Source organism: Roseovarius litoreus (genome assembly GCF_900142765.1).
Lineage (GTDB): Bacteria > Pseudomonadota > Alphaproteobacteria > Rhodobacterales > Rhodobacteraceae > Roseovarius > Roseovarius litoreus.
This window is the reverse complement of record NZ_FRCB01000015.1, coordinates 1-12866: the sequence shown is the minus strand read 5'-3', so window position 1 is coordinate 12866 and position 12866 is coordinate 1. Positions and strand designations below refer to the sequence as shown.

The window sequence follows — 12866 nt, the reverse complement described above, 5'->3', positions numbered from 1 at the left end:
GGGTCCACGGTGCACACCATACGCACGCGGCGCGCGTCCCGCTCGCCCGCCCCGAGCAAAGACAGGCGGGCGACGACGTTTGCGAAAGTTTCGCGACTGAAATAGAAACGATGAGATCAGGACAACCATGTGATCAGTGAATTCGGGCATCGACCAATTTCGACATCCGGTCGCCCGGCGGGGTCATTCATAAGCCTCTGGGTGCCGACATGATTGATCTCAACGTTTCAATTCAGGTGCCCCGCTTCGGCAACAGGACGCTGGTATTCGGCGGGGCGAACGGCTTGAAGCATGGTGACCACGCTCTGCGCAGACCGAGTCACCCACTTCATGCAGGAAAATTTCACAGCCGGGGGCGAGCCATACGACGTGATCTAGAAAACGATCGGCGTGCTGTCCTTGGCCAAGGCGAAAGACCGCCTGACTGGGTCGGGCCGGCAGGGCCGTCACGCGGAATTCTCGAAGGACCGAAACCATGAAAGACCTTATGCCGAGCCCCGCCCTTGCGCGCCAGATCCGGGTTGCCGGATTGCTCTATCTCATCATCATCGTTGCCGGATTGGGTGCCGAGCTTGGTCTTCGCGGCCCGTTGATCGATCTTACCGATGCAGAGGGCACGGGGGCGGCCATCCTTGCCGCACCGGTCCAGTTCCGGTTGGCCATCGCCGCCGACCTGATCATGGCGCTCTGCGATGCAGGGCTTGCGATACTGCTCTACCTTATCTTCCGGTCAGTCGCACCGGGTCTCGCTCTTTCGGCCATGGTGTTCCGTCTGATCCAGACCATCTTGATCGCTGCGAACCTCATGGCCATGCAGGCCGCGTGGCTCTTGATTTCGGGGGACACCGGGGTTGTCGATGCAGAGGCACTGGCGCTCGTCTTCCTTGATCTGCACGGTCATGGCTATGACCTCGGCCTCTTTTTCTTCGGCGTGAACAGCCTGATCATGGGGATGCTCGTCTGGCGTTCGCGGGTCTTCGCCCGCGCCTTCGGAATTGGTCTCGCAGCAGCCGGTCTGGTCTATCTCACAGGCAGCGCCCTGCGGTTCTTCGCGCCCGACCTGTCAGCCGCCTTCGCGCCGGCCTATGGCGTGACCATCCTGGCCGAAACAGCCTTCTGCCTGCGGCTCCTGCTTCATCGCGCCACGACATGAAGCGCGGTTGCCTGTGCTTCGGTCATCGATAGCAGCCCGAAGAGCAGAAGGGCTGCGGACACCCCGCATGCCAGCGTCCGAACAGTGTTCCAGAAGGTCCAGCGCGGCAGATAGGTGCCTGTCCAATAGGCGCGGGTCGCGTCCTGTGTCAGGTCCATCCCGGCGAGTGCCTCGTTCATCGGTACATTGAATACGACCGTCACGCCGAAGCAGCCGATCAGGTAGACGAGGCCCGCAAGCAGGATCACCCCGCCAGAGGGATGGGCGAGATGCGTCGCACCGTACCCGAAGATGACAAGCGACACCGCCGCCATCCCGAGGAAAAGGACCATGAAAACCCAGTGGAAGACCTCGCGATTGATGACCTGCATGGCCTCCACGCCGCCATTGCCGCCAGTCAGCGACAGCGCGCGCATGATGAAGTCCGAGAATGCGAGGAAAACGCCGCCCACCAAAGCATAGGCAAGGATGGCGACCTGCATCAGGATGAAAAAGAACGGGGACATGGACAGAGCTCCTTGATATGCGGACCGCGGCGGAGACCCCCCGCCGCGGGGAAAATGGGATCAGCGAAGGGCGACGCGCGGTCCGGCCCGTCCTCTCCCGGGCCGGAAGGCGACGAGGCAGATCACCGCAATCGCCAGTTCAAAAACGAGCGCCGCCAGGATCCCGGCAGAGGGCACACCGTCAAGGACAAGCCCGACGACGCGCCCGGCAGGAAAGCCGAGGAACACGACAAGCGCAGCAACAAGCGCCGCCTCGGCCAGGGATCGCCACATGATGCCCGCCAGCATGACGGCACCAAGCGCGGAGAGACAGGCGCCGGGCGCGCGCAACTCGCTCAAAAGGCTGGGGTCAGACCCAAGCGCGATCCCGTAGCTTGCGTAGAACGTATGCGGGATAAGGGTAATCGCGGCACCAATGCCGAGGGCGGATAGACCTGCGATGCCAAGCGCGAAGTTCTGCAGACGGTCGAGGGTCATGGGATGTCCTTTCGGTATGGGCGCAGTGTGGGTCAGGCAGCGCTCGACCATGCGCCCGCGCGCGCCGCGGCCTTGGCAAAGTCGGCAAAGTCGCGCGGCGGTCGGCCGAGCGCCTGCATCACGCCGTCAGTCACGTGTGCGTTGCGCCCGTCCAGCGTTTCGCGCGCGATGGCGGTGAACACGTCTGCAACGAAGGTCCCGCCCGACTGCGCGATGTTGGCATGAAAATCCTCGAAGCTGATCGGGATGTGCCGGATCGGTCGGCCAAGTGCTGCTGAGAGCTCGCGCGCCATGTCGGCGAAGGTCATCAGACGCGGGCCGGTTACCTCGTAGAGTTTGCCCCTGTGGCCTTCCTCGGTCAGCGCCGCGACCGCGACATCGGCGATGTCATCTATGTCAATGATCGGCTCTGCAATTTCGCCGCCCGGCATGGGCAGGACGCCGGCAAGGATCGGGTCGCTCAGGTAGCCCTCGGAAAAGTTTTGCGCGAACCACGCAGCGCGGACGATGGTGAAATCGACACCCGAGCTGCGCACGACCTCTTCGCCCAGCCGAGCATGGTGCTCACCCCGACCGGACAGCAACACGAGATGCCCCAGACCGGCATCCTTCGCCGTCTCTACCAGCGACTCGAGCTTCTCAACCGCGCCGGGGAAAGCAAGATCGGGAAAGTAGGTGATATAGGCCGCGCGGACGCCGCTCAGCGCCGGCGCCCAGGTTTCAGGCGCCTCCCAGTCGAAGGGCGTGGCGGAGCTGCGCGAGCCTCTGCGGACGGCGACGCCTTTGGCCTCGAGCTTGGCGGCGACGCGGGCACCGGTCTTGCCGGTTGCGCCGATGACGAGGATGGGTTGGTCTTGCATGGGTAATCTCCTTGGTTCGGGTTGACGACCAAGGTATAGGCAACCGCCGGAGCAGCGGTATTGACCGACCCCGCCAGCGTTTTGACCACTGCAGCCAGAAAAGGTCAGCCGTCCGCCCGCGCCTTTCGGTAGCTGGCCGGCGTTATGCCCACCCATCTCTTGAAGGCACGGGTAAAAGAGCTCTGCTCGGCAAACCCTGTCAGAAAGGCGATCTCGGCCAGCGAGTGACCATCGTCGCGCAAGAGCCCCTCCGCCAGTTCGCGACGGGTCTCTTCGGTCAGGGTCTGAAAGCTGATCCCATGTTCGGAGAGCCGCCTGTGGAACGACCGGGCGCTGAGCCCAAGCCCGCGCGCGATATCGGCCATCTTTGGCGCGCCTTCGCTGAGCGCCTGCGCGATGGCATCCTTGGTCTCTTTGACCAATGGGGCCTCGTCGGCGATCTCCGACAGCTCCTTGTCGAGATGTGAGGCGAGGTAACGCGAAATGCCCGCGTCCCCAAGAATGTTTGGCTGCGCCAGCGTCTCTTGCGAATAGAGGATCGCGTCGAGACCCATGCCGAACCGGACGGGACAACCGAACCAGTCTTCATGCGCAGCCACCGAACTCGGGGCCGGATGCCGGATCAGAACTTCCAAGGGTTTGACGGGCACCGGGCTGACCTGACGGGCGATCGACACGGAACTCACAAGCGTCGTTTCGTTCGACAGCCGCATGCCCAGACGCCGTTCACCGGGGCGGTGCAGGATGAAGAGCGTACCGCGCGGCTCCGGGCGCAGTTCGTACTGCACCACGCTGGTCCACAGGCGGGCATACCGCTCGACCCGCGCATAGGATGCGCCCAGCGTCGGCGCGGCCTTGAAGGCAAGCCCAAGCGCGCCGTACTCGTCCAGTTGCATCGAGGCTCCGGTGCGGACCGGCATTTCGGTCACATCGATCTGATCCGCGAGGCGCTCCAGCATGTCGTAATAGGTGGCGGCCGGGATCATCACTTTCGGATCCCAGGGGCCATCCGGATCTATGCCCGCCCCTTGAAGCAGCGCCGCGCCATCGATGACATCGCCCGCCGCCGCGATCATCTTGCGCGCAAAAAGAGAGGTGACATAGCCCATGCCCTAGCCTAGCCGATGCAACGGGACGCGCAAAGCTGCTTGCCGATGCGATCAAGACATCGGCTTTCTTGCAGCGCAGGCCAAGAAAACCCACCGCGAAATCCCCATGACGTCGTGCGAAATCTCGCGATTGAAGCCGGCGCATTGCGGCACACGCCAACGGGCTCCCAATTGAAGTCATGCCGACGTCATACTGCCTGCGAATTGCGGCAGGCCAACGCCGTAACCTCTTGGTTCAAAGCCAGATGAAATCCAATCCACCAACGAAGTCTGAAGGTTGGCAAGATGGCCAAGTGACCCGACACAGATCTATTGGCCGGCGCGACACACTCCTACCCCAACGTGACCCCGAACACCGCCCCGACTGCGGCCGTCGCGCCCATGGCCAACGCGCCCCAGAACGTCACCCTTGCGGCCCCACGCATCACGCCGGCTCCGCCAGCGGACGCGCCAAGCCCACCAAGAACCGCCAGCCCAAGGATCGAGGATGCCCCCACCAGAAGGCCGATCCTCGGTTCCGGCACCAGCAGCGCGACGATCAACGGAAGCACGGCGCCCAAGGCAAAGGTCAGGGCCGACACCAGGGCGGCCTGGATCGGACGGGCCGTCACGGTCTCGGAGATGCCAAGCTCGTCGCGCGCATGCGATCCGAGCGCGTCGCGTTCGGTCAACTGAGCTGCCACCTTCTCGGCAAGGTCGCGGTCAAGCCCCCGGTCGACATAGATCAGCGTCAATTCCTCAAGCTCGGCTTCCGGCGTCTCGGCAAGTTCACGGGTCTCGCGCGCAAGGTCGGCTTGCTCGGCATCGGTCTGCGAGCTCACCGAGACATATTCGCCTGCCGCCATGGACATGGCCCCGGCGACGAGCCCGGCAAGGCCCGCGATCAAAACCTCGGGCTTTCCGGATCCTGCAGCGGCAACACCGACAACCAGACTCGCAGTCGAGACGAGTCCGTCATTGGCGCCCAGAACGGCCGCCCGCAGCCATCCGATACGATGGACCATGTGGATTTCGGAATGAGACAGGCGGCTCATGGCGTGGCTCCTTGCGCGATGTCGGCCCGCCCGCAAGAGACAGCCTTCGGGTCCGGAATGGTGGGTTCATGGGGCGCGATGCGCAGCGCGCGCAGGGCATTCAGGATCACGGCGACGTCGATGACCTCCTGCAGGAGTGCGCCCTGCACCGGAGTGAGATAGCCGAAGGCAGCGGCGATCATGCCCAGAACCGACAACCCGATCCCGGCGACAACGCTTTCGACGGCGATACGGCGCGCACCGCGGGCGATCTCGATCCCCGGCCCGAGCCGGTCGATCCGGTCCACCAGCAGCACGACATCCGCCGCCTCAGCCGATGCAGCAGCACCGCGTGCGCCCATCGCGACACCCACATCGGCCGCCGCCAGAGCGGGCGCGTCATTGACCCCGTCGCCCACCATCATGACAGGCCCGTGCTTGCGCTCGGTGAGCACGAGGAGAACCTTCTGATCGGGCGTAAGGCCCGCGCGCAGCCCGTCAAGGCCAAGCCCCTCGGTCACGCGCTCGGCCACGTCCTCGCGGTCGCCGGTCGCGAGAAGGATACGCGTGATCCCGCCCCGCCGCAGACCGTCAAGCATGGCGCCCGCGCCTTCGCGCAGGGGATCGGACATCACGAGATGCCCTGCCATGTGACCGTCGATGGCGACGGCGACCAGAACCGATCCGGCGGCGTTCGCGGAGTGATCGCCGGGCTGGCGCCCCACGCGCGCGGCGACAAAGCCGTCGCCACCGACAATGACTTTGCGACCCTCGACATGGCCTACGACGCCTTCACCCGGAATCTCCGCCACGTCCGTAGGAACGGGCAGAGCAAAACCCCGCTCCTTCGCGGCCTCGACAATGGCTTGCGCCACCGGATGCTTCGAGGCCTGATCAAGCGCCGCGGCAAGACGCAAGATGTCATCGGGGTCCATTCCGTCATGGCTGTCGATCGATACGATCTGCGGCCGGCCATCGGTCAGCGTGCCGGTCTTGTCGAGGATCAGCGTACGGATACGCGCCATCGTTTCGAGCGGCCCTGCGCCCTTGATCAGCACGCCGAAATGCGCCGCGCGCGACAGGCCCGCAACCAGTGCGACCGGCACGGCAAGGATCAGCGGACAGGGCGTAGCGACGACAAGCACCGCGACAGCCCGGATCGGATCGCCGGAGACCCACCAGGCCGCGAACGCGATACCGACCGTGAGCGCCAGAAATCCCAGCGACCAGCGGTCCGCCAGCCGTGCCATCGGCGCCTTGGAGGCCTGCGCTTCCTCCACCAGGCGCACGATCCCGGCATAGGTGCTGTCCTTCGCCTCGCGCGTCGCCATGAGATCGAAAGCCTCGCCTGCATTGGTCGAGCCGCTCATCGCCTCTGCCCCGCGCGCCAGCCGCACGGGCAGGGACTCGCCGGTCAGCGCCGAGGTATCGACAAAGGCCGTCTCCGAGACCACCGTGCCGTCGACCGGCACCACGTCGCCCTGCCGGATCAGAAGGCGATCGCCTGGCGCGATCTCGTCAAGCGGCACCTCCTCCAGCCCGCCGTTGCGGTGGCGGGTCGCGGTTCGGGGCACTCGGGCAAGCAGATCGTGCATCTCGCGCCTCGCGCGGCCCTCGGCGAAAGCCTCAAGGAAGGTGCCGCCGGAATACATCACCGCAACGACCGCCGCCGCCAGCGTTTCGCCGAAGACAAGCGCCGCCGACATCGAAAGCGCGGCAACGATATCGAGGCCCACCTCGCCAGAGCGCAGGCTGCGCAGGATTTCGACCACCAGCGCGGACAATGCGGGCGCGACACCCGCAAGCCAGACGAGGTTCGCGAGATCGGGTCGGCCCGCGAAATAGAACGCAAGCCCCAAACTCAGGCCCGCAGCGGCCAGCAGCAGAATGACGGTCTTCAGGCGATCGGTGCGGGTGGTTTCCATGCGGCTCACTGCCCCCCTATCGAGGCGGTCGCCGCCGGCTCTTCGGAGAAAAGTCGTCCGACTCCCACGCCTCTTGCGCTGGCATCATCATCGCGCAGCAGGAACAGGGCGTCCAGCCCGGTTCGTCTTGCGAGCGCCGCGCCCCTCTCGGCCCCAAGCACCATGAGCGCCGTCGCCCAGGCATCCGCCTCGGCACAGGTGCGGGCCACCACGCTGACGGAGGCTGGCGACGCGATCAGCGGCGCGCCGCGCCTGGGGTCCATCGTGTGAGACAAGCGTCGCCCGTGCACCTCGACCCAGTGGCGATAATCGCCTGAGGTCGCAACGGCAGCGTCCTGCAGCCCGAGGATGGAATGCGGCGTCCGGCGCTCGGCGTCCGGCGCCTCGACCGCGATGGTCCAGGCCTCGCCATCCGGGCGGAGGCCCATCGCGCGCATCTCGCCATCGATCCCGACGAGAGCATTGGCGACTGCGTGGTCGCGCAAGGTCTCGGCCAGCCGGTCGACGCCATACCCCTTGGCGATGGCGTTGAGGTCGAGTGCGATGGGCGCGGCCTTGCGCACATTGGCGCCGTCGAACTCCAGGACCTCGTGCGCCGGGCGGCGCATGGCTTGCATGGCGGCCCGGATGCCATCCGGCGCAGCACCCTGTGGCCCGAAGCCCCAGGCCATCACCGCATCGCCCATGCCGATGTCGAACGCCCCGCCCGAAGCGCGCCCGATCTTCAGGCCCAACTGCAGGACATCTCGAAGGCGCTCGGGCACCGCCACCCATTCTCCCACAGGCGCCGCATTGAGCCGCATCAGGGCGCTGTCGGGCTTCCATGTCGACATCTGGGCATCGATTTCGTCGACGGCACCCTGCAGCGCGGCCCGGACCGGGCCCGGGTCGAAGTCCGGTTCCGCGAAGAACAGCGCAGACCAGCGCGTGCCCATGGTCGCTCCGTTCAGAGCGATGCGCGCGCACTCAGTAGACATCTTCGACATACCGCCCCTCCGCCTTCAGAAGCGACGGCGTAAGCCCGGCCGGCGCAAGGATGTCGGCCAGCGCATCGGCCACGCCAGCAGCCATGTCCCGTCCGCCGCAAACCATCACGCGCCCTCCATTGCGAATAAGCTCCACGACCTGAGCAGCCTCGCCGCGCAGCGCATCCTGGACGTAATTGGGACGCGCCCCGCGCGACACGGCCGTGACCAACCGGGTCAGGCGCCCCTCGTCCTGCCAGCCGGGGAATTCCTCTCCGTAGAAGAAATCGCTGTCGGGATGGCGCATGCCGAAGAACAGGTGAAGCGGCCTGCCCCGCGTGTTGCCCCGCACGAAGCCCGCCAGTGGCCCGATGCCGGTCCCCGCGCCGATCAGGATCAGCGGCGCCCGGCTCCGCCCCGGACGGAAACCCGCGTTGCGGCGGAGGAAGGCCGCGACGGTATCGCCCGGCTCCAGCGCCATGAGCTGACCCGAGCAAAGGCCGCCGGGGTGCTTCTTCACCACGATCTCGACGAAGCCATCGCGGCGTCCTGAGGCAAGCGAGTAGAGCCGCGGGACAGCGCCTCCTTCGGGCAGAATGCCGATCAGGTCGCCAGCCTGAAACCGGGCGAACCCGCCTGCCCGCAGTCGTTGCCAGAGCGAGACACGCGGAAGCGCGAAGCGGAGGATCGCGGTCGGAGCCTGCACCTCGGCGCCGTAGTCGCGCCGCGAGACGAGGGTCAGCGTGGTCATGTGCGGCTGGACCGGCTGATGCGACAGTTCAAGATCCAGCCCCAGCACGTCTCCAAGCCCACGACCCCAGCGCGCGAAATCCTGGGGCGATTGCCGGTCGATCGTGCCCGGCGGCAGAAGCTGCGGCCATCCCTTCGCCTGCGCCGCTGCCGCGACGTCTTTGGCGAAGGCGCAATAGGCCGGAAAGCTGCGGTCGCCGAAGCCAAGCACGGCCATCGGAATGTCCGGCGCTCGGTCGCAAGCGTTCAACCGGTCGAGAAATCCCTTCGCCGAGGCCGGCGCCGCACCGTCGCCATAGGTCGCAGCAAGCAGGATGATCCGCCGGGCCGCCGCGTAGCGCTTCGGCGCAAAGCCCGACATCGGGCCGACATGGACGCTCTGCCCGGCTTGGGTGAGCGCGGCGTGAAGCGTCGCGGCAAAGCCCCAGGTGCTGCCCCCCTCGCTGCCGACAAGCAGGATCGTCTCGGCGCGACCGGCGGTCTGATTGCCCCGGATGCGCGGTCGGCCGCGCCGCCCGGCAAGCCAGACCAGCACGCCGGTCGCACCCATCGCGGGCACGCCAAGCGCCATCAGGCCAAGCACAAGCCCCAGCGTGGCCGCCCCCTGCCCCGTGTGCAGCATGTAGATTGTTTCCGAGACGCGCTCCCAAGCCGTCAGGTCGGCCCATGTCAGAAGGGCACCGTCGCCCTGATCAAGATAGCCTGTACCCCGGTCGGTCTTGAGCGTGAAGACATCCGTCGCGTCACCGGGATAGGGAAAGCTCAGTTCGCGCAACTCGGCGATCGGCGTTTGCCACAGCATGGGCATCCGACCCGGGGCAAAGCCTGTCTCCCCACTGACCGCTGCCGGGGCGGCGGGCATCGCGCCGCCATCCGGCAGAAGATCGAAGGTGGACGCCGTCATCCATAGGGCGGTCGCGGAGGACAGAACAAGGCCGACGACGGCGACCCGGGCAATCTCGACATGCAGCCGACCTGCGAGCGGACCACGCAAAGCCGCGAACCAGTGCCGCCAGCCCCCGGTTCGCCGCGCCACGAGTGCTGCGCCCGTCAGCGAGAGGACCAGCATCGCAGCAGCCCCTGCGGCCATGGCCATGCGCCCGCCATCCCCGAGAAACAGCGAACGGTGCAGGTTGGTGAGCCAGCGTTCGACCTGGTTCGGGTCGGCCGAGGCAACGCCCTCCCCCGTCGCCGGGTCAATCACGGCAGCGCCCGGCGCGCCCTGCTCGAACCAATAGGCGGTGATCCGGCCCGAGGGCGATCGGCGGATCTGCTCAACGCCCGGATAAACAGCCTGGATACGGTCCGCGAGAGCGGCGATGGTCAGCCCCGCTTCCGCCTGCGGCGCAGCGATGCGGTCCGCGGCGGGGAAGACCGACAGGGCCGCACCGCTCAGGCTCAGAACGGTGAGAAGCGCAAGGGCCAGAAGACCCGGCCAGCGATGGAGTGCACGGATCATGGCCCCGCTCCTTACATGTCGTAGGCGAAGCTGGCGATGTAGCGGCGGCCCTGCACCGGCGTGCCCGCGCCCTCGGTGGTCAGCGGCACCGCCACCTCGTTCGGGCTGTCGCGCATGTCCTCGACGGCCGCGTCGATGTGGAGCGTATAGCCCGCATCGAAGAGCGCATCAGCAAGATCGAGCGTGATCTCCAGCGTGCGGCCCGCGCCCACGCTGGCGCCGGTGATGCCATTGACCTGCCCCGTGTCGCCGCCGGTGGCGCGGTGCCAATCTCCCAGATGCTCGTAGTACTTGGACTTGCCACCGGCCATCCACAGGCTGCCGACATAGGCGCCCGAAGCATCGGTGACATAGAGCGCGAGATAGGCCCCGTCGCCGCCATAGTTGTTGAGGGTCGTGGTCAGCGTCACCGGCCGCGCCATGGCGAGGCCGGGAAGCGTCAGCGCTGTGGTCAGCGCAAGCGTTGCAAAAAGCGATTTCATCGTATGTATCCTTGGTCAGTGAAGGGCGCGAGAGCGGTTCAGTTCACCTGAACCTTCGGGGCTGCGCCGTTCCCGAAGAGACCGTTTTGCGGCGGTGCGACGGAACCGGCGGGCGCGGGATTGCGGGCGCCGCGGCGGTCGTCGTCGTCATCTTCGTACTCCATCTCGACAATCTGAAGCGTCGCCGGATCAAGCTTTACCTCGACCTCCCGGCCGTCCTTGTCTCTGACCTCGATCTCATAGCAGCCATCCTCGATCTCGAAGTCGCGCACGGTCCAGCCGTTCTGCTCGGCCACCTGCATCGCAGCCTCGCGCGACTGCCACTGATCACGGGGCACACGGCAATCGTCGTCGTCAGCCAGCACGGCGCCGGCGGGCAAAAGGGCAATCAGGGCAATGGTGGTCAGGGTCTTTTTCATGGCAGGGTCTCCTTTTGTCTGCTCAGGACAATCTGGCAACGCGACCTGAGGGCTTCCTGACGAGTCGGCGATTCCCGCTTCAGCTTGCCGTCAGGAAGACGAAGGTGATCGAAAAAGAAAAAGGCCCCGCCCGTAAGGGCGAGGCCAGGCAGGGCCGAAGGGACGGTCGGCCTTGGGTATGGGTGCGGTCAGGCGATGTCGCCGGGGCCAGGCCCTCGCTTGTGGCCAGTCACCATGGCGCGCGCCAGGTTCTCGTGGTGCCGGAACGAGGCCAGCACGACACCGCCCACATGCAGCGCGGCAAGCAGCAGCATCAGGTTGGCAAGCGTCTCATGGACCTCTTCCAGCAGACCTTCGCCCTGACCGCCTTCACCGTATTCGTATGCGTCACCATCATCGTCAGCCCAGGCGGGCGCCACGATCTGCGGCAGTGCGGGCAGCATCGCCAGACGGGCTTCGTCCTCCATGAGCCAGCCCGTGAAAGCCGTCCCCGACAGCGTGACCAGAAGCGCCACGATCATCGCCGCGCCCGCCGGATTGTGGCCGAGGTAACGCCGCTCGCGCCCGCGGGCCATGTCCCCGATATAGGCAAGCGTTTCGCCGGGGCCTTTCAGGAACTGGGCAAAGCGCGCGTAGCGACTGCCGACAAGACCCCAGACCAACCGGAAGGCCACCAGTCCGGCGACGGTGTAGCCTGCGAACTCATGAACAGTCTGCAGCTCGTCCGCCGTCAGCCACGCGGTCGCAAAAGCCGCGACCAGGCCCCAATGGAACACGCGGACCAGCGGATCCCAGACACGGACCTTGCTGCTCGCGCCGGCGGCCATCTCCGGCGCCTCGTGTGAAACTGTGTCAGTCATCATCGCCTCCTTCGCGATCCCTGCGCCGATCTTGCTCTCGCCGATCGTCGGCGTCGTCATCCTCGTATTCGAACTCGATCACTCGCAGCGTGGCCGGATCGAGCTTCACCTCGATCAGACGCCCCTCGGCGTCGCGGCCATCGACCTCGTAGCACCCATCGTCGATCTTGATCCGGCGCACCGTCCAGCCGTTCGCTTCCGCCAGTTGGGCGACGGCGTCGCGCGGCTGCCAATCGGCGATCGGCACGAAGCAATCATCATCCGCCAGCGCGACACCGGCCGGGAAAACCGCGAGAAACCCGAGAACTGTCAATGTCTTCTTCATGGGCCAAACTCCTCGCTGCGGCCATCTTCACGCAAGGGATGCGCGGCGAAGCTGACTGGAGCCTGAAGAAACGTGCCGCACCGCGTCAGCTTCGTGTCAGCCAGACGGATCGAGGGGCTCATCGGAAGAGGACGGGAAACGCGCAGTTGCATCCCGCTGGTCGCGGACGACACGGCTCCGGGGCCACGCTGCGCGACCCGATCCATGCGCCTTCATGCGCGCCTGCAGGTTGTCGTCGATCACGCCTTTGACGGGCACACGCACCTTCATGGCCTGATGCTTTTCATGGTCCGGACTGACCGCAGACCTCAGGCGATGGCGCCCGCAGCCTTGACGATCGCCGCCTCGGTCAACTCGAAGTCGTCCTCGGTCAGGGCGAGACTGGGATACACCTTGCCCGGGGACTTGAAGACGCCATTCTCCCGCAGGACGGCGTTGAACCTCGCAGTCTTCGTCTGATCACCAGAAAGCACATCCCGATAGGTCCGCACGTCTCGGTCGGTGAAGACGACGTCGAACAACGTCGGATGGCCGACGATCCGATGCGGAATGCCTGCGGCCTC

Annotated in this window: 13 protein-coding genes and 1 pseudogene; 1 reads left to right on the top strand and 13 read right to left on the bottom strand. The window is 66.1% G+C overall.

The genetic code is table 11. The features are described 5' to 3' along the window. Positions 1-475: 475 nt before the first annotated feature. On the top strand, positions 476-1153 hold the full coding sequence (locus F3H35_RS18055; protein ID WP_149780928.1) for a DUF4386 domain-containing protein: 678 nt from the start codon (positions 476-478) through the stop codon (positions 1151-1153). Here F3H35_RS18055 and F3H35_RS18050 read toward each other — a convergent pair. The 13 genes and pseudogenes from F3H35_RS18050 to F3H35_RS18975 all read right to left on the bottom strand — a co-directional run. Next, positions 1135-1659 carry an anthrone oxygenase family protein gene (locus tag F3H35_RS18050; RefSeq protein ID WP_149780927.1) on the bottom strand — a complete coding sequence of 175 codons (525 nt, stop codon included), beginning with the start codon at positions 1657-1659 and terminating at the stop codon, positions 1135-1137. The genes F3H35_RS18055 and F3H35_RS18050 overlap by 19 nt on opposite strands. Positions 1660-1719: 60 nt before the next feature. Continuing rightward, complete coding sequence (locus F3H35_RS18045) at positions 1720-2136, bottom strand: DUF4345 domain-containing protein (RefSeq protein WP_149780926.1); 417 nt, start codon at positions 2134-2136, stop codon at positions 1720-1722. 32 nt (positions 2137-2168) lie between these two features. Next, positions 2169-2996: an NAD(P)H-binding protein gene (locus tag F3H35_RS18040; RefSeq protein WP_149780925.1), complete on the bottom strand. Its 828-nt coding sequence runs from the start codon at positions 2994-2996 to the stop codon at positions 2169-2171. 104 nt (positions 2997-3100) lie between these two features. After that, the gene (locus F3H35_RS18035; RefSeq protein ID WP_149780924.1) at positions 3101-4105 is read right to left on the bottom strand and encodes an AraC family transcriptional regulator; all 1005 of its coding nucleotides are present in this window, start codon (positions 4103-4105) and stop codon (positions 3101-3103) included. 332 nt (positions 4106-4437) lie between these two features. Then, the gene (locus tag F3H35_RS18030) at positions 4438-5139 is read right to left on the bottom strand and encodes a VIT1/CCC1 transporter family protein (protein ID WP_149780923.1); all 702 of its coding nucleotides are present in this window, start codon (positions 5137-5139) and stop codon (positions 4438-4440) included. Next, entirely contained in the window at positions 5136-7043 is a 1908-nt protein-coding gene (locus F3H35_RS18025) for a heavy metal translocating P-type ATPase (RefSeq protein ID WP_149780922.1), read from the bottom strand. The genes F3H35_RS18030 and F3H35_RS18025 overlap by 4 nt, the downstream gene beginning before the upstream one ends. A gap of 5 nt (positions 7044-7048) precedes the next feature. Then, a complete protein-coding gene (locus F3H35_RS18020; RefSeq protein ID WP_149780921.1) occupies positions 7049-8029 on the bottom strand; it encodes an FAD:protein FMN transferase in 981 nt (326 codons plus the stop codon). After that, complete coding sequence (locus F3H35_RS18015; RefSeq protein WP_149780920.1) at positions 8010-10217, bottom strand: PepSY domain-containing protein; 2208 nt, start codon at positions 10215-10217, stop codon at positions 8010-8012. The genes F3H35_RS18020 and F3H35_RS18015 overlap by 20 nt, the downstream gene beginning before the upstream one ends. A gap of 11 nt (positions 10218-10228) precedes the next feature. Then, positions 10229-10699 carry a DUF2271 domain-containing protein gene (locus F3H35_RS18010; protein WP_149780919.1) on the bottom strand — a complete coding sequence of 157 codons (471 nt, stop codon included), beginning with the start codon at positions 10697-10699 and terminating at the stop codon, positions 10229-10231. A gap of 38 nt (positions 10700-10737) precedes the next feature. Then, complete coding sequence (locus F3H35_RS18005; RefSeq protein WP_149780918.1) at positions 10738-11118, bottom strand: PepSY domain-containing protein; 381 nt, start codon at positions 11116-11118, stop codon at positions 10738-10740. Positions 11119-11306: 188 nt separating this feature from the next. Further along, on the bottom strand, positions 11307-11978 hold the full coding sequence (locus tag F3H35_RS18000; RefSeq protein ID WP_149780917.1) for a cytochrome b/b6 domain-containing protein: 672 nt from the start codon (positions 11976-11978) through the stop codon (positions 11307-11309). Beyond that, entirely contained in the window at positions 11971-12303 is a 333-nt protein-coding gene (locus F3H35_RS17995; RefSeq protein WP_149780916.1) for a PepSY domain-containing protein, read from the bottom strand. The genes F3H35_RS18000 and F3H35_RS17995 overlap by 8 nt, the downstream gene beginning before the upstream one ends. Before the next feature lie 308 nt (positions 12304-12611). Beyond that, a pseudogene (locus tag F3H35_RS18975) lies at positions 12612-12866 on the bottom strand (aspartate aminotransferase family protein); the annotation flags it as partial.

What these genes read in the sequence shown, in the direction of transcription:
- F3H35_RS18055 (WP_149780928.1), top strand. Translation starts at nt 476, where the DNA reads ATGAAAGACCTTATGCCGAGCCCCGCCCTTGCGCGCCAGATCCGGGTT.
- F3H35_RS18050 (WP_149780927.1), bottom strand. Translation starts at nt 1,659, where the DNA reads ATGTCCCCGTTCTTTTTCATCCTGATGCAGGTCGCCATCCTTGCCTAT.
- F3H35_RS18045 (WP_149780926.1), bottom strand. Translation starts at nt 2,136, where the DNA reads ATGACCCTCGACCGTCTGCAGAACTTCGCGCTTGGCATCGCAGGTCTA.
- F3H35_RS18040 (WP_149780925.1), bottom strand. Translation starts at nt 2,996, where the DNA reads ATGCAAGACCAACCCATCCTCGTCATCGGCGCAACCGGCAAGACCGGT.
- F3H35_RS18035 (WP_149780924.1), bottom strand. Translation starts at nt 4,105, where the DNA reads ATGGGCTATGTCACCTCTCTTTTTGCGCGCAAGATGATCGCGGCGGCG.
- F3H35_RS18030 (WP_149780923.1), bottom strand. Translation starts at nt 5,139, where the DNA reads ATGAGCCGCCTGTCTCATTCCGAAATCCACATGGTCCATCGTATCGGA.
- F3H35_RS18025 (WP_149780922.1), bottom strand. Translation starts at nt 7,043, where the DNA reads ATGGAAACCACCCGCACCGATCGCCTGAAGACCGTCATTCTGCTGCTG.
- F3H35_RS18020 (WP_149780921.1), bottom strand. Translation starts at nt 8,029, where the DNA reads ATGTCGAAGATGTCTACTGAGTGCGCGCGCATCGCTCTGAACGGAGCG.
- F3H35_RS18015 (WP_149780920.1), bottom strand. Translation starts at nt 10,217, where the DNA reads ATGATCCGTGCACTCCATCGCTGGCCGGGTCTTCTGGCCCTTGCGCTT.
- F3H35_RS18010 (WP_149780919.1), bottom strand. Translation starts at nt 10,699, where the DNA reads ATGAAATCGCTTTTTGCAACGCTTGCGCTGACCACAGCGCTGACGCTT.
- F3H35_RS18005 (WP_149780918.1), bottom strand. Translation starts at nt 11,118, where the DNA reads ATGAAAAAGACCCTGACCACCATTGCCCTGATTGCCCTTTTGCCCGCC.
- F3H35_RS18000 (WP_149780917.1), bottom strand. Translation starts at nt 11,978, where the DNA reads ATGACTGACACAGTTTCACACGAGGCGCCGGAGATGGCCGCCGGCGCG.
- F3H35_RS17995 (WP_149780916.1), bottom strand. Translation starts at nt 12,303, where the DNA reads ATGAAGAAGACATTGACAGTTCTCGGGTTTCTCGCGGTTTTCCCGGCC.